The organism is Pedobacter borealis DSM 19626, from assembly GCF_000708285.2.
GTDB lineage: Bacteria > Bacteroidota > Bacteroidia > Sphingobacteriales > Sphingobacteriaceae > Pedobacter > Pedobacter borealis.
In genome coordinates this window covers 1-22,057 of sequence record NZ_JAUG01000052.1, presented here as the reverse complement: position 1 = coordinate 22,057, position 22,057 = coordinate 1, and the positions used below count along the sequence as shown (strand labels likewise).

Below are 22,057 nucleotides of genomic sequence, written 5' to 3'. Positions count from 1 at the left end.
GTTTTAGGACTAACTGAATAACAATCTAAAAATTACCTGGATCAATGGCACTATCATCGAAGATGCGGTCTCTGATGATCAAGTAAAAGATTTTCTTCAAATGAAGTCTTTTGCGCTAAGAAATTAAATAGGTGTCATACACCTGTTCTTTGAAATTGTGGGATGAAGCATTATTCCGTGAGGAGCGGAAAATTCTTGCGAAGTTGAGATCATTGAGGGCTTCACGTATTTGATGCTCATTGTCCAACGGCTTATAATTGGTTCCGGAGATACCGACACGTCTGTGGCGGATATTTCTGTCCACACCCAGATCTTTGATTAGCAGGCTATGTATATCTTCAATACTCCTGATGGTTAAAGGTACAACATAGTCAGGGTGTGCAACAATAAAATTGATTGCTTCCTTGTGATTCAGCAACATCGTCGCGTCATCTTTCGGTTTACCTTCAGCAGTTTCCTGTTCCTTCAGCAAACGTTCTGTTTCCAGAAGCGAGTAGGTATTCCCCTCGATTTGTGATGATTTCCAGCTTAGATCAATGGCCAGTCGTTCCAGTTCTTTACTATAGGCTGCTGGAGTTAATGTAGCAATATTTTCCCTGAATTGCCGGTGAAGTTCTTTTAGATATTGATCTTCGTCATCATTGAAAAGCTTAACATTCCTAAGCACTTCTGTAATCAACTTCAGGTTAAAGCCATCCTTGATCTGACGTTCATCTATCTCTTGCTTAAAATATTCTTCAACATTAAGGGGTTGTAGTAATTCATAAGAAGCACTTACCGAGTATTTTGTAGCCTTAGACTTTCCTTCAGAAACAACGACGCCCTGAGTGGAAAGGTTCGATAAAATGCGTTTTACCGTTGCATAGGCAACTTTTTCGCTCAGTGCATTATGAATTGATTTGGACGAACTTAATGGATGATCCTTTAAGTAATCAAGAATCAGGTTAGCATTTTTTCCTTGCATATATTTAAATGATAAAATGTAGCTCACTACCTATACAAATGTAGCTCATTTTTAATTGTAAATGAGCTACAAATAGAATTCTATTGAGCTGCAAAGTTATAATCATACAAAATGAAGCTCATTTTAATAAAAAATGTAGCTCAATATAGCCACAAAATGAGCTATAAACAAAAGCAGCATGAGCCATAAATTAGAAAATTAGGCTTGAACTCAGTATTTCTTTATTGTCATTCTGGAAGCATTAAACTCGCCAAGGACCTAGAATTATGCAGAAAAAGGTTGGACCTAAGTGTAGGGAGGACTAAAAAACATTAAGAGAGGCTGTATCATAAAGGCGATTTCACCTCAAATGCTGTCATGTTGTCCAAAGGACTCCTACGGAGAGCTTGTCGAAACACCTCAAAGCGTATTTAACAGGCCCGTCGACAGGCTCAGGATGACAAATCTATATTTATGATACAACCTGACGCTTCTTTATCTAAATTTGAATATTGCGGTTTAAACTTCCTGTTATACATATGCTAAATAATGTTACTAATATATAATTATGTTAAGAATCTATAAAGTCCTGCGGACACCCCTCTGAAAGAGGAATTACATATCGCACAAGACCGATAATTAAATGTCATTTATATTGATTTTTATATAATAAATTATCCTTCAGACTGACAATATTCATGTTTAACTTAATGATATTGCCATAATCGGATTATTTAATTTTACAGACCAGTGCCAGATCCATAATGGTTAAGCAGCCTTTAATATTTTTCATACCTTCAGCAAGATTTTAAACAATAAAATTAACGCAGACTCTGGTTTTTATATTCTTTTGTTTTCTACAGATCGGATCCTGCTTAGCGTTTCCAGTCTTAGACCAAGGAATGAAGCAATATACCGGAGCGGTACACGGTTAATCATCCAGGGGAAAGCCCAGAGCAGGTGTTTATAGCGGCCCGTAGCGGAGGGAATCTGGCAGATAAAGCCCCTGTTATACGCTCCTCTATAATGAAGCTCCATGATCTTTCTGCCAATAATGTTTGCCTCTGCAAAATTTTTATAAAGCATAGTTGTGAGTTCATGAGGTATGGCAATCAGCTCTACATCCTCTATTGCCTGGAGGTATTCGTCTGATTCTTCTTCAGTCCATAGATTGCGGATGGTCCCTACAATTTCATTTTCCTGACAGATCCAGGAAGTGATCTCTGTTCCCGAGTCCTTATAGAACCCCCTTACTACTCCTTTTAAAATCAGGTAAAGATATCTATTACGGTCTATCGGGGAGATAATATATCTGTTCTTTCGGAAACTCACAGGAAAGGTGTGGCTATCGATAAGTGCCTCCATTTCAACAGTTAGGGGGTGAAAGCTATTGTATAGGGCAATAAGTGGGGAAGCACCGTTATAGGAGTCCCATTTGTTGTTTTCCTGCGCACCGGCCATGATTCTTTAGTTTAGCTTTTCAGATAAGTAAAAATAATTAAAAGACCAAACTTTTCAAATTTTCGTTGTTCTGGATTAATCGGATCACCTTTTGATCTCAAGTGACAGCGGGAAAATTCAGCTGATCACAATAGTATTGATCAAATACCGGGCCGTTAAGCTATATCACGGCTCATCAAAATAAATTTTGGCGAAGATTAAAATGGCCTGTTTTTGTGGCAATTATTTGTTTTTGGCACTTAGCGATGTGCGTAAAGCGCCCGATAGGGCAAGCATTTCGCATACTTTATCATTCCAGTCTATCAGTGCATCCTCAGGAGAGGTTCCAAGACCTGAAAGATCGTGTTCCTCCTCAAAGGATAATACGGCATAATAACAATCACCGTCTTGATAAACGGAGGGTTTAAACTGCATTACAAATGTTGGTAACCTGTATTTGTTATAATCAAAATCTACCAGTTTTCCTGGAATCGTTCTGGTCTGCTGTTTCATAGCTTACTATTTTATTGAAACTTTTTTGTTTACCTGTTTTCTGCTTAGGGTAAGCAAATGCATTTGTAAGTTAGTCAATCAATGTTTCCTTAAAGTTAGCGGGCTATTGTCTGTTTGTTAAGTGTTTGGTGGAGCTATGTTTTGGTGAAAAAACACCTGGCATGCTTTTCCTAAGATTAAGAGTTTCCCATTTGTCCAGAATTTTTTTTAGGAGAAAGCCGCTGCCTGAGCTTTTAAACGCAGAGCAGGGGAACGATGGGTAAGGAGGTGTTTTAATAACGATGTTTTGAGTGATAGGGTTAATGAATGAAGATATTTTTTTTGCGCTTAATCTTTTTGGCTCAAAAACAGTCAAATCCAATCTATCTATACTAATCTAAGCATGAAGGTTGAAAAGAAAACTTTAAAAACATCAGATAAAACCGGGAATGAAGTGGGTGAAAGTATCTTTCCCAAAAGAATGATACTTTTTATCCTTGTGTTAAGTGCAATACTAATAATCTTGATTTTGTTTAAAGATTAACTGGGGTTGAAATGTTTTTCTGTTAGCCAACGCCATGCTGAGTACGGTTATTAATCTAAATTTTATTTATATGTAGATTGGTTTTTCGGCATTTAAAGCATGGCTGGTTGATCTTGCAGATAAAAGATTAATTTTCCGCCTTGCACCAGCAATTGGTGTTTAATTTGGTTTTGGGTAAAAGGTTTTCCATTTAAACTGATTTTTGAAATGTAAATAGAATTTTTGTTCTTTTTAATGGCTGTTATAACTAATTTTTTGCCATTTTTAAAAGCTATTGTAGCCTGTTTAAACAAAGGACTGGTGAGTTGATAGTTTCCTGAAACAGGATCTACCGGATAAAAGCCGAGTGCTGCAAATACATACCATGCCGACATTTGCCCCGCATCGTCGTTGCCACTTAAACCACCAGCACCTTCCCCGTACTCTTCTGCCAAAATGCGTGATACTTGCATCTGGGTTTTCCATGGAGAAGGGGGTGTAGTTGTATAAAAACGGAATCTGGTGGCCAGGTTCATTCCCATGCCAATATTCTTTTTTATTAAAGAGCGAATCCAGTTCGTTTTCGAGATTTTTACGTCCACCCATCAACTTGATCAGTCCGGGCATATCATGCGGAACATAAAAAGTATATTGTCTTGGGGTACCTTCTGTAATATAAGGTTCGCGGTGATCGGGATAAAAAGGCTTGTACCAGTTGCCATTGGCAAAACGCCCTCTAACCATTCCAACATTGGGATCAAAAACATGTTGGTAATTAAGCGATCGTTTTGATAGCTCCTGGTAATCGGTTTCTTTGCCCAAATCTTTCGCGATACTTGCGAGTGCATAATCATCGTATGCATACTCTAAGGTTCTACTTACCTGTTCCTTTTTATGAAAAGCGTTTGGGATACTGTCTTCTAATGGAATATAGCCATACTTTAAATAACTGTTAATTCCACGTCGGCCTTTTCCATTCAGATAATCGACAGAATCGGGCATTTGAAAGGCATTTTGCCTCATCAATCGGTAAGCTTCATTAATATCATAATTGCGGATCCCCTTATTATATGCGGAAGCGATGAAAGCAGTGGCATGATCGCCGATCATGGCGGCAGTATAACTGTTCCAGCAAGGGAAAATAGGCATCCAGCCACCTTGCTGACCTTTTAATATCATCGAATTAACAAGGCTATTGGCTAAGCTGGGATTCAATAGCTCAATTAAAGGTAATTGGGCACGGTAAATATCCCACATCGAAAAATCATCGTAATAATTGCCTTTGTTTAATGTTTTGTTCTGATAATTTCCATCATACTGCGGATATTTCCCATCTACATCATTGTATAACCTGGGATGTTGCATGGCATGATAGAGGGCCGTGTAAAAGATTTTTTTCCCTTTTTCATTTGTGTCTGAAATACGGACCTGTGATAGGGATTTTTCCCAAGCCTGATTGGTACGTGCTAAAACAGTATCAAAATCATCATTTTTAGTCTCACTTTCCAGGTTGGCCTTGGCAGCTGCGATACTTGTAAAAGAGGTGCCGGAATAAATCACTAACTGTTCTCCTTTTTGCAGTTTAAAGCCTGCATAAGCACCAATATCCTTTTTATTGCTGATGTTTTGCTGATTGAAAATATGACCTTCGCTATAAACACCTGCTGATGTAAAGGATTTTTTAAACCGGATGAAAAAATAACCACTAAAGCCTGCAGGTTCTCCCCATCCCTGATAAATCCGGTGAACAGGATTATATCCGGAAATTTCACCTTTTTCTGCATCAACCTGAATAAAACCTTTGTTCTGATCGCTATTGGGCGTAACTAAAATATAAACGCTATCTGTTTTTAGTGCGGTGATCCGCATTACACTGCTTCTAAGATTGGCTGTAATTTCTGTTAACAGCTGATGTTGAGGTAATTTTAATTTGTAATAGGATGGGGTAGAAACTTCGTTTTCGTGGACATAATTTTCTGCATATTCAGCTGCATTGGTTTTAAGTTGGCCTGAAATGGGCATAATGGTGAAGCTTCCGTAATCTTGGGTACAAGAACCACTGATCCAATGGCTTGCCCTAAATCCGTAAAACTTTTTGTTGTTGTAATAATAAGGAGCCAGACATTTTTTTTCGGTGAGCTGGGGCTGCGGCGTCCATTGTGTCATACTAAAAGGCGGTGCTACAGCCGGGATGGTATTGGCCAGGCGCTCGGTTTTATCTTCTATATGTTGGCTGGCCAATGTGGTGCTTGCAGAAGTACCCGAAAATGGCTGAACGTAGGGAATTAAAAGCTGTTTTTGTGCATAAACAGCGTTTGTATAAGGGATCGCTATAGCCGAAAGGAACAGAAACTGTATTACTTTTTTGAATTTTGACGCTCTATTTTTTAAATCAGTTAACAACATATGTATAGTGGGGCCAGGATTTGATATTAAAAGAAGTTCTTATATTGCTTCTTTGCTCTTCAAGGGTAATTTGGTGTTTTTAATATCGCTCATTTCGTCATCCTGAACTTGTTTCAGGATCTTTCTAGTATTACTTAGCGTATGGAAGCCTACTGGCTTTGCCTTAAACCTTTAAAAACCATTTTTTATCATAAAGGAATTTCAATACCCCAAGCTGTATGAGTAGAACGCCTAGCCATAAACCTGCCTGTTGCCAGGCTAAAGGAATTTTGGCTATAACTCCGCCAAAGAGGAATTGTGAACTAGATTCGAAATTGAAAAGCCCATGCGCACAAACGTAAATTAAGATAGAATTAGTACCAATCCAGATGAAGGGCAAGCTCCATTTTTGATAAGTTTTAACATCAATAATGTAATAGAAGAAGGAAAACAGCATCAGACTGAATCCACCGGCAACCAATACAAAAGAACTTGTCCACATATTTTTATTGACCGGAAAAAACAGGTCCCATAGTAATCCGATCGAAACCAATATTATGCCTGCTATAAGTAGATAGAAAGCTTTTAGAACCAGACTGTAACGATCCGAACGACATCAGAAACAAACAATGGCTTACAGGTCCGCAGTACTGGCAAGATGGTAGCCCGATAATGGTGAGCACCACTAATTTAGGTTACGATCAGTTTTATACCGGTGGTACTCCGGCTGGAGTCTTTCACGCTAAAAAGACGCTGAAATAAATTCAGCAGGACGATAAAGCTGGATTAGGAGTGTATAAGATATGATTTTCAGCTAATAATTATCGAACTCATGTTACACCTTTCAAATTAGATCAATTTAAAATGGCGTCAGAACAGAAATTCGTAGACTTTATAATAGATCAGATGGATTATTCCGGACATGTTACTTATAAAAAAATGTTTGGCGAATACGGCTTGTATTTTGATGATAAGTTGTTTGCACTGGTGTGCGACAACAAGCTGTTTGTTAAGCCAACCTTATCTGGAAGAGTTTATATAAAGGATATTGTTGAAGCACCGCCTTACCCGGGCGCAAAAAATCAATTTCTAATTGAAGAGCAGTTGGAAGACCGCGATTGGCTAAAAAAACTGGTTAGCATCACCGTAGCTGAACTGCCTGAACCCAAACCCAAGAAAAAGAAATGAGAATACCGCGGTGCTCAAATTTGTAACAAGCTTGTTTTATTACCTGGAATTAAGGATTGCTGTGTCAGTATAGCACGGCTGTGGGACATATTTTAGCTATATTGGAACTATGAAAAATTTAGCCCTGTTTCTGTTACTCTCACTCTCTCTTCGCCCTTTATTTGCACAGCAAACGCAAAAGCCAATGCTTTATGGAAACAGCTGGATGGCCATTACCGGAAAGCCGATGGCAGCAACAGCAGGGTCGATGATCTTTCAGCAAGGTGGAAATGCAGTTGATGCAGCATGTGCCATGTTGGCTGCTACCTGCACCATGTGGGATACTTTAAGCTGGGGAGGAGAAACACAGGCACTAATTTACAATCCGAATACAAAAAATGTGATCGCGATTAATGCAATGGGCGTTGCCCCAACTGGAGCAACCGTAGCCTTTTTTAAAGCTAAAGGTTATAGCTTTCCGCCAGAATACGGCCCCTTGGCCGCAACCACGCCAGGTACACCCGGCGGACTGATTTATATGCTGAGTAAATATGGCAGCATGAGTTTGGGGCAGGTTCTGGCACCTGCCATGCACATGGCTGCGGGATATGCCATAGAAGCACAAGCGGCAAACAGTATGGAGCGCGATAAAGAATTGATTAAAACCTGGCCCTATAGTAAAAAAGTGCTATTGCCACATTTGGGCGAAAAGCGTGAGGCGCCAGAAGCAGGAGAGGTTTTCATTCAAAAAGATTTGTTAGCTACCCTAACCAAAATGGTTGAAGCAGAGCAAGCGGCGCTGAAGAAAGGTAGCTCTCGACAAGAGGCATTAATGGCTGCTTACGATCGTTTTTATAAAGGAGACATCGCCAAGGAATTCGTGCGTGGGAGTAAGGAACAAGGAGGTCTGATTACCATGGATGATCTTGCTAAATGGAAACCAGTTGAAGAAGAAGCATTAAGCACCGATTATAAAGGGATTAAAGTATACAAATTACAACAGTGGACACAAGGCCCCGTTTTACTGCAAGCTTTGAATATATTAGAGAATTTCGACCTAAAAGCAATGGACTACAATAGCTCAAAATATATCCATACTGTTTATCAGGCCATGAACCTTTCTTTTGCCGACCGTGATTTTTATTATGGCGATCCTAATCAAAGTCCGGCTGAACCGATAAAAGGTCTGTTAAGTAAAGATTATGCAAAACAAAGGGCCTCGCTTATTCAGCTTGATAAAAATGATGAAAACACCGGTCCCGGCGATCCTTACCCATACGAAGGCAAGAAAAACCCATATTTAAATCTGTTAAAAAACAGAGGCTTTAATCCCGATACAACCAAACGTAACTTTGCGCCAAAGCACGACCTTGGGAACAATACGCCAAAAGAAATTTATGAAGACCGTTTGTGGAAGGGAACAACATCGATAGAGGCTGCAGACAAGGCCGGTTGGGTAGTATCTGTTACCCCCAGTGGTGGCTGGCTTCCGGCCTGTATTGCCGGTAATACAGGCATTGGGATGAGTCAAAGGATGCAAAGTTTTGTGCTCGATTCTACCTTAAATCCCTTCAATGTTGTTGCACCGGGCAAAAGGCCAAGGGTAACCCTGTCGCCTTCATTGTTTATTAAAGATGGTAAACCATTTGTATCGGCTGCAGTGCAGGGCGGAGATACCCAGGATCAGAATTTGCTGCAGTTCTTTTTAAACATGGCTGAGTTTGGTATGAATGTGCAAAAGGCAACCGAAGCCGCTAACTTTAACACGAATCAGCTTTGGCTTTCGCTGGGTGGTACTAAAACGAGCGACAGAGCACCAAAACCAGGTCAGATTTTATTAAATACCAACACGAAAGAGGAGGTGCGCAATGAACTGAAAAAAATGGGTTATACCCTCAGTTTTTCAGAACGGACCAGCGGACCAATTAATGCCATTTATTTTGATTGGAAGCACAATAGCTTGCAAGGTGGCTCGAGTAATCATGGCGAAGATTATGGTATTGCATGGTAATACATTGGTTCGATGAATGACCTGCATTGCATTTTTTGATTAACACCTAAAAATAACACTTTGGTCTTCGGCTCTTTTTGGTTTCGATGTAATAGCCCACTGAGATTTCGTGCGAGCCATAATCATAATTGCTCAGTTTATTGAGGCTGTAATCATAACCATAACCAATACGCAGGTTAGATCTTATAAACAATTCGCTGATGAAGCCAACTGCCGCTCTACTGGTTAATCCACGCTGCAGATTGTCTTTAGGGTAAATTTTTACCGAAGTGCGATAAACCGCACCCAGCCAGAAACGCTCTTTCACTAGTAAAAAGGCATTTAAATCTAATGAAGTTGGTCCGTGTAAATCGTCTTTAATTAAAAAGGTTGGTTTAAAAACGAAATCGTCATTTACAGGTAATGCAACCCCCGCACTCAAGTAAAAATGAGGCTGAATTTTAACATTTAGCGAATTGTAATCGTCAAATACTGATAAGGTTTTTGAAAAGAGGTTATTTGCCGAAAAACCGATAAAAAACTTTTCATTTGAATAATGGATACCGGCGCGTATATCGGGCATGGTCTGACTTATTGATCCTGTCGGGATACGGTTATCGCCCATTTCGATAGGATCTAACAAATTGCCGTTTAAGGAGGTCTGGATTACACCTACGCCTAAACCGAAAGCGAGGATATTAGTTTCAGTACGATCAAGTTTTATCCTGTATGCGAAATTTGCCGATGCATTTAAAGTGTTTTGTGCACCTATTTTATCCTTGGTTACAATCATCCCCAGGCCCATACTTTCGTCATTTATAGCCTCATCTGCAGATATAGAAAGGCTTTGTGGTGCGCCCCGAACGCCGGTCCATTGTGCTCTGGCGAAAGCCTGTAGGTAAAGCTCTTCTTTATAACCCGCATATGCAGGATTGATGTACATGTTATTAAAAACATATTGCCCAAACTGGGCATCTTGTTGCGCAAAAACCTTAACAGATAATATCGTAATGGTCAAAATAAGAAGTATCCTTTTCAAAATGTTCATGTCTGTATTTTGTTTTTACCTGATTACTGTTACATAACCTTTGTAATCTTGCCAGGTTGCTGTTCCATTTCTAACTTTAATCACGTAGAAGTAAGTTCCATCCGTTAATCCTAGAGCAGTCCAGTCGTTCTTATAGTGATTGGATTGATAAACCGTACTTCCCCAACGGTTAATAATTGTTACTTCGTTCGATTCAAAAGATTCCAGGTGTTCAATATAAAAAGTGTCGTTCTTGCCGTCCCCATTAGGCGTGAAAACATTTGGTATTCTTAAACCTGAAATCTCTTTTTTATCGGTTGATGTATTATTGGCTAGGTTAGGATCAAATTCTATTGCTGTTACCGTGGCTGTATTAGTCACCATGCCCGATTGTTTAGATCTTACCTTGATGACCAGTTCGGCAAACTTGCCATTGGCCAGTAAGGGAATATTCCAGTTAATGGTCCTGTTTATCAGGTCGTAGCTCGCTACTCCATCTGTTGGCTGGGCCAGGTTTTCTAGAGAAAGGTTATCCGGAAGTACATCTTTAATCATCAGTTGAGTGGCATCATCTTTACCATTATTTCTAACGTTTAGATAATACTCAAAAACCTGATCGCCCACTACAACCTTCGATTCCGATCGTTTTGTTATGGCTACATCTGCAATAAGCTGTGGCAATGCCAGAACCTCTATTTCATCTGAAATATCGGATGTACAGCCAAATTTATTTACTGTAGCTACTTTATAAATGCCGGCCGTGGCGGTGATAAGTGTTGCTTTATTTTGGTTCTTCACTAACACATCATCCTTATACCATATGTACATAGCAGCCCCTGCCGAATTTGCACGCAAAACCACCGACGACCCTTGTCTGATCGTAATGGTTTGCCGCCCATTGGTAGCAAGCTGGCTCATCGCTGTTTGAATAAAAAACAGGATAAAAGCCAATAACAGGAAGGAGGATATCCTTAGCCGCATTTATACAACAATCTTAAGAAAAACGAAAATCAGCCTAGAAAGTAACTGCTGTTGCCGTACCGGTAATGGTTCCTGGCGTAATGGTTGGTTTTACAGGTTTAGCTGTTACCGTAACATCATGATCTGCCCATTGCGGACAATATTTATTGCCGTTAATTACATAACCTACTTTTAACCGATGTGTTTTTGTTCCAACAGTTGCTGGGGCCGATGGCGTATAATCTTTGGCTGTAGCGCCTGATATAGCCGTTTCTACTCCTCCGGTTACCGTATACCACTGATATGCCAATGATGTAATCGTTGGATCTTCAGGATTAGTAACAGCGCCAACTTGAGCCAATGGGCTTTCTAAACAAAAGTTAGCTGGTATAAAATCAACAACCAAAGGTTTAAGTACATAAACCGGAATTTCCTGTAATTCAGATTCGCAGGAGCCTGGGGTAGTTGATTTAGAACTCAAATAATAATATCCTGTGTTTAAATCGGCTGCTGCGATTTTATTTCCCGAAACTAAAGTAACACCTGTACTTGGTGTAGTTGTTGAAGTTGCACTATATTTAACAATCCAGTTTTCTCCAGTTGGGGCAGCGGGTAAAGTAAGATCCGATCCTTTGCAAAAAAGACTAACTCCGCTCGTGGTTGGTAATACCTGAGCCGATACTGTTGAAAATGTGCAGATTAACAGAAATGTAATGGCTAAAATTGCTTTTGTAATTGAACTGTTCATGGGGACGATTTTTTTGTTTGTTTAATATTGTGAATTAGTTTGTACCAACACATGTGGTGCTGATGGTTTTGGATTTATTTTAATATTGAAATTAATTTGAGTACTGCAACCCGCCGCATTTTTAATGGTCAACACACCAGAATGGAGACCTAAAGCAGCGTTAACCGGAATGTTAAGCGGGATATTTCCTGCAGGCAAAGGCTGATTGCTAACCGGGTCAAAACCTGGCGTATTCCAGGTAATGCTATATATAGTCGGATTGTTTAAAGCGTTGGTATAAGGAAGAGATGAAGAGGTAAAACCCTGACAGATTTCAGGTTCGGTGCCCAATGTTAAAGCTGGAAGCCCGTTTACGATTACGATAAAATCGGTAGTTTTCTCTGCACAGCCTTTTGCTGTGGCTGTTATGGTGGCTGTTCCTGTAAATGTATTATCCCAGGTTACTTTACCGCTGTTCGCATCAATAATACCTGCTGCTAAGGGTAATATGGAGTAGACTATGCTTGTGGCATTTGTTGCCGTTGCAACATAGGTGTCGGTTCCGGCACCAGCACAGCGTTTATCGGTTAATCTGGTATTAAAAACCGGAGTACTTACATTTCCATTTACCGTTATTGAGCCTGTTGTAGTGAATGGAGTTCCTGTAGTATTAGAAACGGTATAAGTTTTTGGTGGGCCTGCGGTAGTTGGTGTGCCTGAAATGGTAACTTTTTTAGGAGATGAACTATTTGTATAAGTTATCCCAGCTGGTAAACCTGTAACTTGAATACCGTTGGAGCCTGATGGGATATTGATAATAATATCGTTCATAGCTGTTCCTACACATATTTCTCTATCATTAGAGCCAGTTATGGTGCTAACCGAGCTCTGATCGTTAATGGTTACCTGATCAGGCTGTGAGCCAGTAATCGTCGCTGTGTTAATATTCCTTCCTGTTGTTACAACTTTTGCCGTGATGCTTAATGAAATACTGGCATTACTGGCCAAATCGCCAATAGTCCATATACCTGAAATAGGATCGTAACTTGTACCTGCTGGTGCTATACTTGATACATAAGTAAAACCGTTGGGAAGCAGGTCTGTAACCGATACACCAACAGCGTTGCCATTCCCTAAATTTTCAGCCTTAAGCGTAAATACCACATTGCTGTTTAATTCCGGATAAGCGATATCAACTGTTTTGGTAATGGAGCGGTCGATATTACAAAGTGAGATATTTAAAGGGAGCGAAGGCGCGCTAATGCCACAGTCCAAGCTATAACTGACTGTATAGTTGCCAGAAGTACTAGCCACATAGGTATTGGTATTTGCCCCGCTTATCGGAGCTTCGTTAAGGTACCACTGGTAATTGGAAGCATTTGGGGTTGCTGTAAGTGTTGCTGATGCACAGTTGGTTTGCGATACCACTGGCTGAACGCCCTTCTCAGGGAAACGTGAAATAAAGTTCGACATAGAAAATTTACTACTTTGCTGTACCATAGAAACAGTAAGCCTGCTGGAACTTGTTAGTATAATTGTACTTGGCGATCCAATATTGGCACTCGTGAAACTAATTAGAGATAAGCCCGTACTGCCTAATGGTTTACGTGCACCTATACCCGCTATAGTTTCTATATCCGTATTGCTATAAAGAGGAGTGCCATTTGTATTAAGATAAATTCTATCTGCACTACTGGTAATGATATAACCAAAGTAATTGAGGTCAGTACTTTGAACATAAGCAGTAAACTTTGAGGTTTCAACCCGTTTTGATCCTGAGCAACTGGAAATAGGCACTAAAGTAGCCACATCAACTTCGCAACCACCACCGCTTGAAATACCGGCGGTACCTGAAAATACGCCTACGTTTTTAGTGGCTACAATTCTTGAGGACGAATACCTTCCTGTATTAATGCCCGGCGGATTTGCAGCGCTATAGGCTCCAGAAACAAAACCATGTTGGAAAGTTTTAAAATCGCCGGCTTGAGCCAGTGTAAAGGTAGTTATGGTTTTTTGGACACCGTTCAGGTCAAAGCTGGTAACGGTAACTACGGTGTTGGCCTCTGTTGCAATAACTGTAGTCTGCTCGGCAGTTGAATTACCCTCGCCTCTAACCACCACATACTCTTGTCCCAATGAGGCAATAGGCGGAATTGGATTGTAGGCACCATCTCCACAGCCTCCAGGTGCATCCAGATCTGCAGCGGTATTCATTACAGCCGATCCTGACGACTCTACCAACGTTCCCATCGGTGCAGTAAAGAGATAACTCTGTCCGGCATTTAATGTAGCTGTAGCCACGCCTCCAATTTTAACAATGGTATTATTTTCGGTAGCCATAATGCTATAGATGGGTGGATGCGCATTACTTGCCAGGTTTCCATCCCGATAGTAACCTACACGAAAAGAGGTACCAATTGCCGCATCACCAAAACTAAAAAGAGAGGCGTTACCCTTAATATCTGTGTCCGTACCGTCAGTTCCCAAATTATCCGAAGCTACATTTCTTAAATTCACTGAAATAGATCCAGTGGCCTCTATAATTAACCCGGCTCCCGTCAGTACGGTATTTAGTTGGTGCGCAGGTACATCTTTTGGTAATCCGGTAAAGCGCTGTACGTAAGGTACACCTTGCGTGCAGGTGAAATTAAATAATATTGTACCATCACTTTTCTTAATTGTTCCCGTAACTGTTCCAATATCTGATGTAATAACAATTTCGTTAGCTTTACTCCAGTATTGCCATGGGGCCGGCGCAATATAATGTTTAGAATAGCTGGTTGCAGGTAAGCTTTTCATGCTTCTTGCGCTGGCTTTTAGAGGAAAAGGGATTGGTAAATTGTTAAAGCTCGCGTTTATTACGGTTTTAATTTCATGGCGTGCAAATGCAATATTTGCTGAGCAGAGCAATATTAATCCCAGTAACCCGTTAAATAAAAACAGCAGAAAAGCCTTAATCATAAATAACTTGTTGGAACCCATATATGGCTTAACATGGATCTAATAATTTATTAAAAGCTGAGGACTTTTTAATAAATTTTAGCATAACAAATCACTTACCTATCTAGATTAGGTTTGATCCATTATGTAGCTCGAATGTGTAAGTTTGTTTGGTTCTTTTGTTCGAAAGTAATTAAAAAAAAGCATTAAAAAATGCCCCTAATATTAATTTTTAATGCACTCTAAAGCTATTTAAAGGCATTTTTTGCATAAATTAAATCAACTGTATTTCTACTGATACGTCTTTGGTTAAAAATCGATTATTTTCTTTCTGGCTATTTGAGTTTTATTAATAAACAACTTGTTTGTAGTCAATTAATTATGGTGTTTTTTTTGAGTCTAGAATATAATAAAAAGCACTTAGACGAGAAAAAATGATTTTTTTATATAAAATAATACGATTGGCATAGAAATATTTACCTTATCTGTAACTTAAAAGCTATAAGCCTATCGATCCCCATTTTAAAATTAACCCTGCACAGTGGAGGGACCTTATGGTGTTTTGATTTTCATTCAGTCATTCATGCCATACATTGTTCAAGCCATTTATCGGTTCTCGTGGCGTTTTTTCGGTTAAGATCCTATTTAAAGAGCGGTCTTTTCTGGTGTTATTGTTTTATTTCAGTGTTTTGGGTACCGCAAACTGGCTGGTGTATGGTTGGCTGCCCACCTTTTTAAAAGAACATTTTCACCTCAAGCTGGGTGAAGCCGGAATTTCGGCAACAGGTTATATTCAGATCGGATCTTTTGTTGGGGTAATTTTGGGTGGCTATTTTGCCGATAAATGGTTTCTTAAGAATAAGAGAAGCAGGGTTTTGATGATCATTATCGGTTTTACTGTTGGCGCACCATTTTTATTCCTCATGTCGTCCACCACGATATTTGCAATAGCCATTATCGCTATGTTCTTTTTTGGTATAGCCAGAGGGATAAACGATGCCAATTTAATGCCCGTACTCAGACAGATTGCCGATAGCAGGTATATAGCAACCGGATAGGTTTTCTTAATTTCCTGAGTACAATTATAGGTGGTTTAATGGTTTATGTTGGCGGCGCATTAAAAGATGCCAAAGTACATTTATCTATTATTTACCAGGTTTCGGCGGTGATAATGTTGTTGGCAACATGGTCGTTATTTGCAATAAAAATTAAAAAAGACGCTTAACTATGGATAACATCATGGTACAATAATTTCCGTTATAATTGAAGCCCCAATACCTTTGAACTTGAAGGTTTTGGGGCAGTATGTATTCAACATTAAATTTGCATCTCGAATAAACTAACTGGCTTATGATGATAATGTGCCGGAAGCTGATCGGTGTTGTTTAGCTCGTATAGTCCCAAAAAATCAAATCCAAATTTTTGATAATGTTGAATCAGTCTCTTGTTTTCACCAACGGTATCTAATCTAACAAAACGTTTACCATTTGCTTTGGCATATTCTTTTGCCCAGTTTATAATTGTACCCACCAGGTTTTGCCCCCTGAAATCTGGATTTGTGGCAATGCGGTGAATATAAATGGCGGGATCAAGGTTCTTCTCTTCCCATATCTGAGGATCGCTAAAAGTAGTTGCCCAAATGCAGGCTACCTGTCCGTTAATAATTATTTTCCATTGCCTGTTTTCCTTAATCTCTGTTTCGATCAGCGAAAGTTCAAATTTGGGCCAATGAACGCTATATTTCGTTTTCTGGAAATCGGTTGCGATATCATATAAGCGGAAGATCTCTGCTATATCATGTGTTGTACTATTTTCAATTTGCATGGTTATGATTTTAGATTTTTAATGAATGGAGCAAGTTCTCTTTCTACAGCGTTGTTGCTGTTTTCGAGGTGCGATACAATATTTTTTCGTTCCTGTTCCGATTTGTTCTGGCTTAATTTTTTCTTTCCCTGAAGATTGTTTACTTCTATTTCGAAAGCTACAATTCCCCGCATCATACCCTGTTTAAACTTTTCTGAAAGACTATCCCATTGCACGAGATATTCTTTTTCATAATACAGAATCATTTCTTTCAAAGCTTGTTCTTTAGTGCCCTCGTGGCTAATAATATTGGCTTTTCCATAAGCATGTACACTGATATAATCCCATGTAGGTACACTTTCGTGTTTTTGGTAATGGCTAGGAGAGATATAGGCATGTGGCTCGGTGAATATAATAAGCGATGTATACTGCTCAATATATTTCACCTGCTCATTAGCTTGCGCAAAGTGACCGCTAATCAATACCTTCCCATTTACCTCGTTTACAACAAAAGGCAACTGAGTGGCTATGGATAAATTATTGTGGCTGGTAATGATCGTGGCAAAGCTATATCTCTTCATAAAGGCAATTTGCTCACTTTGGTCATCAAACTTAAAACTATTGGATATCAACATTTTATTGTATTTTGAAGGATAGCTTATGGTTATTTAGCAAACTTTTTTGAGCCCGCAACACAAAGGATTACGCCCATTGTAATGGCTAGCATACCCATACTAACTTTTTCATGGAGTAAGGTCGTGGCAAGGGCCAAACCAAAAAAGGGCTGAAGGAGCTGGAGCTGTCCAACTGCTGCGGTTCCACCTTGTGCAAGCCCTCTGTACCAGAAAATAAACCCGATGAACATGCTAAAGAGCGAAATATAAGCAAGGCTCAGCCAGGCAGCGCTACCCACTTCAGCAAATGAAGCTGGTTGATAAATGAACATTAAAGGTAACATGAGTGGGAGCGAGAGCACAAGTGCCCAGGAGATTACCTGCCAACCACCCAATGTTTTAGATAGTTTTGCGCCTTCTGCGTAGCCAAGCCCGCATAGTACAATTGCCAGTAACATTAAAATATCCCCGGTTGGCGCGGCGTTAATTCCCTGATAAATGGCGTAACCAATTACCAGAAGGCTGCCTACAATTGAGAAAAACCAGAATATGGGTTTAGGACGTTCGCCTCCCCGTAAAACTGCGAAAGCGGCTGTAACCATGGGTAAGAGGCCTAAAAACACCAAAGAATGTGCCGAGGTAATGTGTTGCAAAGCAAAAGCGCTTAACAAAGGAAAGCCGATTACTACACCCAGTGCTACAATTACCAGCGAGATTAAATGTTTGCTTGATGGTCGTTTCTCTCTAAATGTAATTAATACCCCCATTGCAAGCAATGCAGCTATTGTGGCACGGGCAACAGTTACAAAAATAGGGCTCATATCCATCACGGCTAGTCTTGTGGCTGGCATAGAGCCGCTAAAGATAAGTACGGCGATAAATCCGTTAAGCCAACCACTTGAAATATTTTCTTTGTTCGGCTCAGTTCCTGTTTCTTTCATGTCTTTCATTTCTTAAATCAAAGGTGCAAAGCTAAAAGCGGCAAATACAGTATCAGTTTTGTATATTTGCATGGATACAGTTTGTCGATTATGGAAAAGGTTTACAGGTACAATGAAATAGCAAGCGGAATTGCCACACAGATTAGAGACGGTATTCTGCGCTCGGGAGATAAACTTCCTTCTGTTCGGATGCTCTGCAAAGAATATGCAGTAGGCATGAATACGGCAAAACGTGTGTTTTTGGAACTTGAAGCACAATCGTTGGTCGAAGCCAAACCACAATCGGGTTTCTTTGTAAGCAACCGTAGGGTAGAACGACTTCCGTTGCCTGCAGTTAGTAAACCTTCACAAATTGCAAATTATCATGAACCGAGCGAACTGAGTACCCAGGTGTATTCTAGCATTGGTCGCGATGATTTAACCCTTTTTTCAATTGGTGTCCCATCAGGCAGTCTGTTACCATTAGCAAAACTCAAAAAAGAGATACTTTATGCTACACGGGCGTTTAAAGAAGGGGGAACAGAATATGAGCCACTTCAGGGCAATGTTAAATTACGCAGAATGGTTGCAGTGCGATCGTTAGGCTGGGGAGGAAACCTTCATGAAGATGATCTGATTACTACTGCTGGCGGAGTGAATGCATTATCTTTTTGCCTGATGGTCTTAGGTAGACCAGGCGATACGGTGGCCATAGAAAGTCCCTGTTATCCCGGAATTCTCCAGCTGGTAATTAGTTTAGGTTTAAAAGTACTCGAATTGCCCACGCATCCGGTTACGGGCATTGAGATAGATGCACTTAGGAAAGTGGTGTCGAAAATTGATATTTGCCTGTTAATTCCCAATTTTAATACACCCTTGGGTAGTTGTATGCCCGATACGCATAAAAAAGAAGTTGTTCAGCTTTTGGCGGCAAATAATATTCCGCTTATTGAAGATGATATTTATGGTGATCTTTATTTCGGCCCTCAACGACCAAGATGCTGCAAATCATTTGATACAGAAGGTAATGTGCTTTGGTGTAGTGCAGTTTCGAAAACTTTGGCACCTGGATACCGCGTAGGTTGGGTAGCTCCAGGAAAGTATAAAGAAAAATTACTTAAACTAAAACTTGTACATGCCCTTGCTTCAACTTCTGTTATTCATGAGGCTGTTGGCAATTTTCTGAAAACTGGTCGTTATGATCGCCATTTGCATCAGCTCCGTCGTACCTTACAGCAGAATTATCAGCATTTTATCGATGCGGTTACCGAATATTTTCCCGAGGGTACAAAAACAACCCGGCCGCAAGGTGGACTGGCCATATGGATAGAATTTAACAAAGAAGTTGATGCGGTAAAACTGTATGAACTGGCCATGAAACAAAAAATCAGCATCGCCCCGGGTCCGATGTTTACCTTGCAAGACCAATATCAGAACTGTATCCGTCTCTGCATAGGCCTTCCATGGTCGGATGAGCTTAAATTTAAACTGAAACAATTGGGTAATCTGGCAAAAATGATGTGACCGGATAATGGCACGCACTAAAGTTAGGGGCAATTAGCTCAATGCCGATACGCTATGATTGATTAAGGATTTACATTCTCTGACTCAGGAGTGCTCGGCGTTTCGCCTAAGGGCGTTATTCCGCAAGCTGCCCATATAAATTTAAAAATATTTAGGAACTCGCATTGGATATCCCTGTCAGATTGTATTTCGTTCTCCATATTGTACCGCTTTAATCTATTTATTGAAACATAGAAAGGCTGGTTTTGTGTTAGCGAAGGTAATCCTTTAATGTAAGTTTACTGTTGCCTAAATGTTAAGGAAGATGTTTTAAACCTTAACCGATTCGGTGCAATATTTATTTTAGGTACAATAAGTAAGTATACCCAATAATCAGTATTGGAATCTCTATGGCGTTATGTTATATTTACATATTTAACAACAGTTATCTGTTTAGTTTTCAATAGAATGCAGTATTTTCTGATTGATTTACTATTATATCAGTATGTCTCTTGCTAAACATATATTTAAAAAACAGAAAATGATACACAACGATCGAAAAGCCATGGATCCTGCTATAAAGAAATGTCTTATCGACAAACTGCTCAATAACAATATCTCGGTTAGCGAACTTATTGAACTGAGGCCTGAAATTAATGAATTCGATCTTTCTGAAATTATTCAGCATATCTACGACCTTAACCTGGAGCAGGTACGAAAAATAGCAGCATTAGCGCCTGTTATGGCTAAAGTAGATGCATTAAAAAACAGCCAGCGCAATACCCGTTTTATAAAAAAGGTAAAAAATAATTTCCGGAAACATACGGCTAAGCACAACGGTCTTAAAAACAGGGTAGTGGTAGTAGAGGGCGATTCGTGGTTCAATTATCCTATTCTTTTAAGCGATGTGATCGACTGGGTTGCAATGGAAGAGAATATGGCCGTTTATAGCCTGGCTTCTGGTGGCGATTGGCTGATGAACATGCTTAGTGCCAAAAAATATGTCGAACAGCTTTCTACACTTCAACCGGATGTTTTCATCATTAGCGGGGGAGGAAACGACCTGGTTGGAAACCGGAGAATAGCAGCCATGGTTACACATAAAGGAGACTCTAACGAATTTGAAAATAGTGCATTTGCGAAATACCTTTATCAAAGCGCTGCTAATCCACCCGATAAACCAGAAGATTTTAAACGGGGTACCCAGTTCATATCCAAAGATTTTTATGCTCTACTGTCCTTTTTTCAGCTCCAATATTATTTTATTATAAATGGGATTCTCACTGGTGGTGAGGGAGAAAATGGTAAGTTTCCAGGGATACAGATTATTACGCAAGGTTACGATTACGCTATACCAAGCGATAAGAAGATAGCAGGATATAATCCACTCAAATGGTACCGGCTGTTTGCGCGAACTTTTCTCGGCCACGGAGGATGGTTAAAAACACCCTTGCAGCTCAGGGGTATATACGATCCCGAAGATCAGCGCAAAATTGTTTATGCCATGATTTACCTCTTTAACGAAATGATGATTGATATCGGTCGCATTTTTAGTGAAATGTTAGGTGAGAATAGGGTATTCCATATCGATTCAAGAGGATCAGTTGGCAAAAATGGTTGGACGGATGAATTGCATCCATTGCCCCAACATTTCAAAAAAACAGCAGCAGCCTTTATTCACTGTATAAACAACCCGAATAAAAATGGAAGTGCAGTTATAGAAGTTGTAAAACAACAGGAAGGGGGGCAGAAATGAAGAAGATATTGATTTTAGTATTTATCATCGTTTGTGGTGTAATGTCCTTTCAGGGAAAAGTACTTCAGCACTTCAGCGGAAAAGGAATCATTAACGTGGAGCTTGCCAATAAAGATTCAGGAGTGGAAATTATTGCGCTTTGGAGCGATACCCTGTATGGCGACCAGACACTTTTAAACATTGCCCAAAAGAATACACACCTCGATTTTCTGTTTATTTTGGTATATGTAGTGCTCATCATGACGCTATCTAATTCGCAAATGCAAAGAGAAAAAACAAGTTGGCTAAACGAATTGCTACGGCTTAATTTATTTCTGGCGTTTTTAATCGGCTCACTGGATGTAATTGAAAATATCAGGCTATTACATAGTTTCTATCACCCAGGGAATCTGGCTGAATTTTGGCGGACAGATTTTATTGCATGGCCAAAATTTGTGATAGTAGGCTGGATAATTTTGATCTATCTTTTCTCGGTAATTAAGGGCTATTTTAATAAGTGATTTTCGTTAGCATCTTGCAGATCATTAAGAAATTAAGATCATTAAGATATCAGGGCAAAGGCTATTTTAAATAGCCTATTGTTTACAAGCTTAAAAAATCCTTCCTCCCTACTACAATTGACAGATCCTGAAAATCGGCGTCATCTCGACCGGAGCAACGCGGAGTGTTCCAAAGGAACTCCTTAATTGTGGTGTCAGTTGTTCCCAACTGACACTAAAAACATATATTCTAGATATTCCCCTTTTTAATAGTCGATAGTCAGATGGTAACATCTGACTGCACGTGGATATGAAATAATTGTGGTGTCAGTTGTTCCCAACTGACACTAAAAACATATATTCTAGATATTCCCTTTTTTAATAGTCG

18 protein-coding genes and 1 pseudogene are annotated in these 22,057 nt (G+C 39.8%); 6 read left to right on the top strand and 13 right to left on the bottom strand.

From position 1 onward, the window contains the following. Positions 1-115: 115 nt before the first annotated feature. The 6 genes and pseudogenes from AW17_RS14520 to AW17_RS14500 form a co-directional block, all read right to left on the bottom strand. Positions 116-964 (bottom strand): BlaI/MecI/CopY family transcriptional regulator, encoded by an 849-nt coding sequence (locus AW17_RS14520; RefSeq protein WP_051691856.1) that lies wholly within the window; start codon positions 962-964, stop codon positions 116-118. A gap of 819 nt (positions 965-1,783) precedes the next feature. Continuing rightward, on the bottom strand, positions 1,784-2,404 hold the full coding sequence (locus AW17_RS14515; RefSeq protein WP_029277605.1) for a Crp/Fnr family transcriptional regulator: 621 nt from the start codon (positions 2,402-2,404) through the stop codon (positions 1,784-1,786). 222 nt (positions 2,405-2,626) lie between these two features. Further along, on the bottom strand, positions 2,627-2,896 hold the full coding sequence (locus tag AW17_RS14510) for a hypothetical protein (RefSeq protein ID WP_029277604.1): 270 nt from the start codon (positions 2,894-2,896) through the stop codon (positions 2,627-2,629). Between the two features lie 615 nt (positions 2,897-3,511). Further along, positions 3,512-3,871: a glycoside hydrolase domain-containing protein gene (locus AW17_RS25160; protein WP_280740012.1), complete on the bottom strand. Its 360-nt coding sequence runs from the start codon at positions 3,869-3,871 to the stop codon at positions 3,512-3,514. 79 nt (positions 3,872-3,950) lie between these two features. Next, a pseudogene (locus tag AW17_RS14505) lies at positions 3,951-5,804 on the bottom strand (GH92 family glycosyl hydrolase); the annotation flags it as partial. A gap of 163 nt (positions 5,805-5,967) precedes the next feature. Next, entirely contained in the window at positions 5,968-6,285 is a 318-nt protein-coding gene (locus tag AW17_RS14500; RefSeq protein WP_029277602.1) for a hypothetical protein, read from the bottom strand. Positions 6,286-6,647: 362 nt separating this feature from the next. Here AW17_RS14500 and AW17_RS14495 point away from each other — a divergent pair, with 362 nt between their 5' ends. Then, positions 6,648-6,971: a TfoX/Sxy family protein gene (locus AW17_RS14495; protein ID WP_029277600.1), complete on the top strand. Its 324-nt coding sequence runs from the start codon at positions 6,648-6,650 to the stop codon at positions 6,969-6,971. Positions 6,972-7,080: 109 nt separating this feature from the next. Further along, a complete protein-coding gene (locus AW17_RS14490) occupies positions 7,081-8,961 on the top strand; it encodes a gamma-glutamyltransferase family protein (RefSeq protein ID WP_029277599.1) in 1,881 nt (626 codons plus the stop codon). Positions 8,962-9,007: 46 nt separating this feature from the next. Here AW17_RS14490 and AW17_RS14485 read toward each other — a convergent pair whose 3' ends face one another. The 4 genes from AW17_RS14485 to AW17_RS14470 form a co-directional block, all read right to left on the bottom strand. Continuing rightward, on the bottom strand, positions 9,008-9,988 hold the full coding sequence (locus AW17_RS14485; RefSeq protein ID WP_029277598.1) for a PorP/SprF family type IX secretion system membrane protein: 981 nt from the start codon (positions 9,986-9,988) through the stop codon (positions 9,008-9,010). A 15-nt stretch (positions 9,989-10,003) separates the two neighbouring features. Continuing rightward, positions 10,004-10,885 (bottom strand): T9SS type B sorting domain-containing protein, encoded by an 882-nt coding sequence (locus tag AW17_RS14480; RefSeq protein ID WP_167343682.1) that lies wholly within the window; start codon positions 10,883-10,885, stop codon positions 10,004-10,006. 97 nt (positions 10,886-10,982) lie between these two features. Further along, positions 10,983-11,675, bottom strand: a complete 693-nt coding sequence (locus AW17_RS14475; RefSeq protein ID WP_029277596.1) for a hypothetical protein — start codon at positions 11,673-11,675, stop codon at positions 10,983-10,985. A 21-nt stretch (positions 11,676-11,696) separates the two neighbouring features. Continuing rightward, on the bottom strand, positions 11,697-14,453 hold the full coding sequence (locus AW17_RS14470; RefSeq protein WP_029277594.1) for a DUF11 domain-containing protein: 2,757 nt from the start codon (positions 14,451-14,453) through the stop codon (positions 11,697-11,699). 734 nt (positions 14,454-15,187) lie between these two features. Between AW17_RS14470 and AW17_RS14460 the strand changes: the two genes are divergently transcribed. After that, on the top strand, positions 15,188-15,652 hold the full coding sequence (locus AW17_RS14460) for an MFS transporter (protein WP_245235073.1): 465 nt from the start codon (positions 15,188-15,190) through the stop codon (positions 15,650-15,652). A gap of 259 nt (positions 15,653-15,911) precedes the next feature. Here AW17_RS14460 and AW17_RS14455 read toward each other — a convergent pair whose 3' ends face one another. From AW17_RS14455 to AW17_RS14445, 3 genes are read right to left on the bottom strand one after another with little or no spacing between them, the layout of a single operon-like run. Beyond that, entirely contained in the window at positions 15,912-16,418 is a 507-nt protein-coding gene (locus tag AW17_RS14455; protein WP_029277592.1) for a GNAT family N-acetyltransferase, read from the bottom strand. A 2-nt stretch (positions 16,419-16,420) separates the two neighbouring features. Continuing rightward, positions 16,421-17,032, bottom strand: a complete 612-nt coding sequence (locus AW17_RS14450; RefSeq protein ID WP_029277591.1) for an FMN-binding negative transcriptional regulator — start codon at positions 17,030-17,032, stop codon at positions 16,421-16,423. 29 nt (positions 17,033-17,061) lie between these two features. Beyond that, entirely contained in the window at positions 17,062-17,961 is a 900-nt protein-coding gene (locus AW17_RS14445; protein ID WP_245235072.1) for a DMT family transporter, read from the bottom strand. 81 nt (positions 17,962-18,042) lie between these two features. On the opposite strand from AW17_RS14445, the gene AW17_RS14440 reads away from it, so the two are divergent. The 3 genes from AW17_RS14440 (at position 18,043) to AW17_RS14430 (ending at position 21,690) form a co-directional block, all read left to right on the top strand. Then, entirely contained in the window at positions 18,043-19,455 is a 1,413-nt protein-coding gene (locus AW17_RS14440) for an aminotransferase-like domain-containing protein (protein WP_029277589.1), read from the top strand. Between the two features lie 520 nt (positions 19,456-19,975). Further along, positions 19,976-21,190 carry a hypothetical protein gene (locus tag AW17_RS14435; RefSeq protein WP_157280314.1) on the top strand — a complete coding sequence of 405 codons (1,215 nt, stop codon included), beginning with the start codon at positions 19,976-19,978 and terminating at the stop codon, positions 21,188-21,190. Continuing rightward, positions 21,187-21,690 carry a hypothetical protein gene (locus AW17_RS14430; protein WP_157280313.1) on the top strand — a complete coding sequence of 168 codons (504 nt, stop codon included), beginning with the start codon at positions 21,187-21,189 and terminating at the stop codon, positions 21,688-21,690. Before AW17_RS14435 ends, AW17_RS14430 begins: the two co-directional genes overlap by 4 nt. The last annotated feature ends 367 nt before the right edge of the window (positions 21,691-22,057 follow it).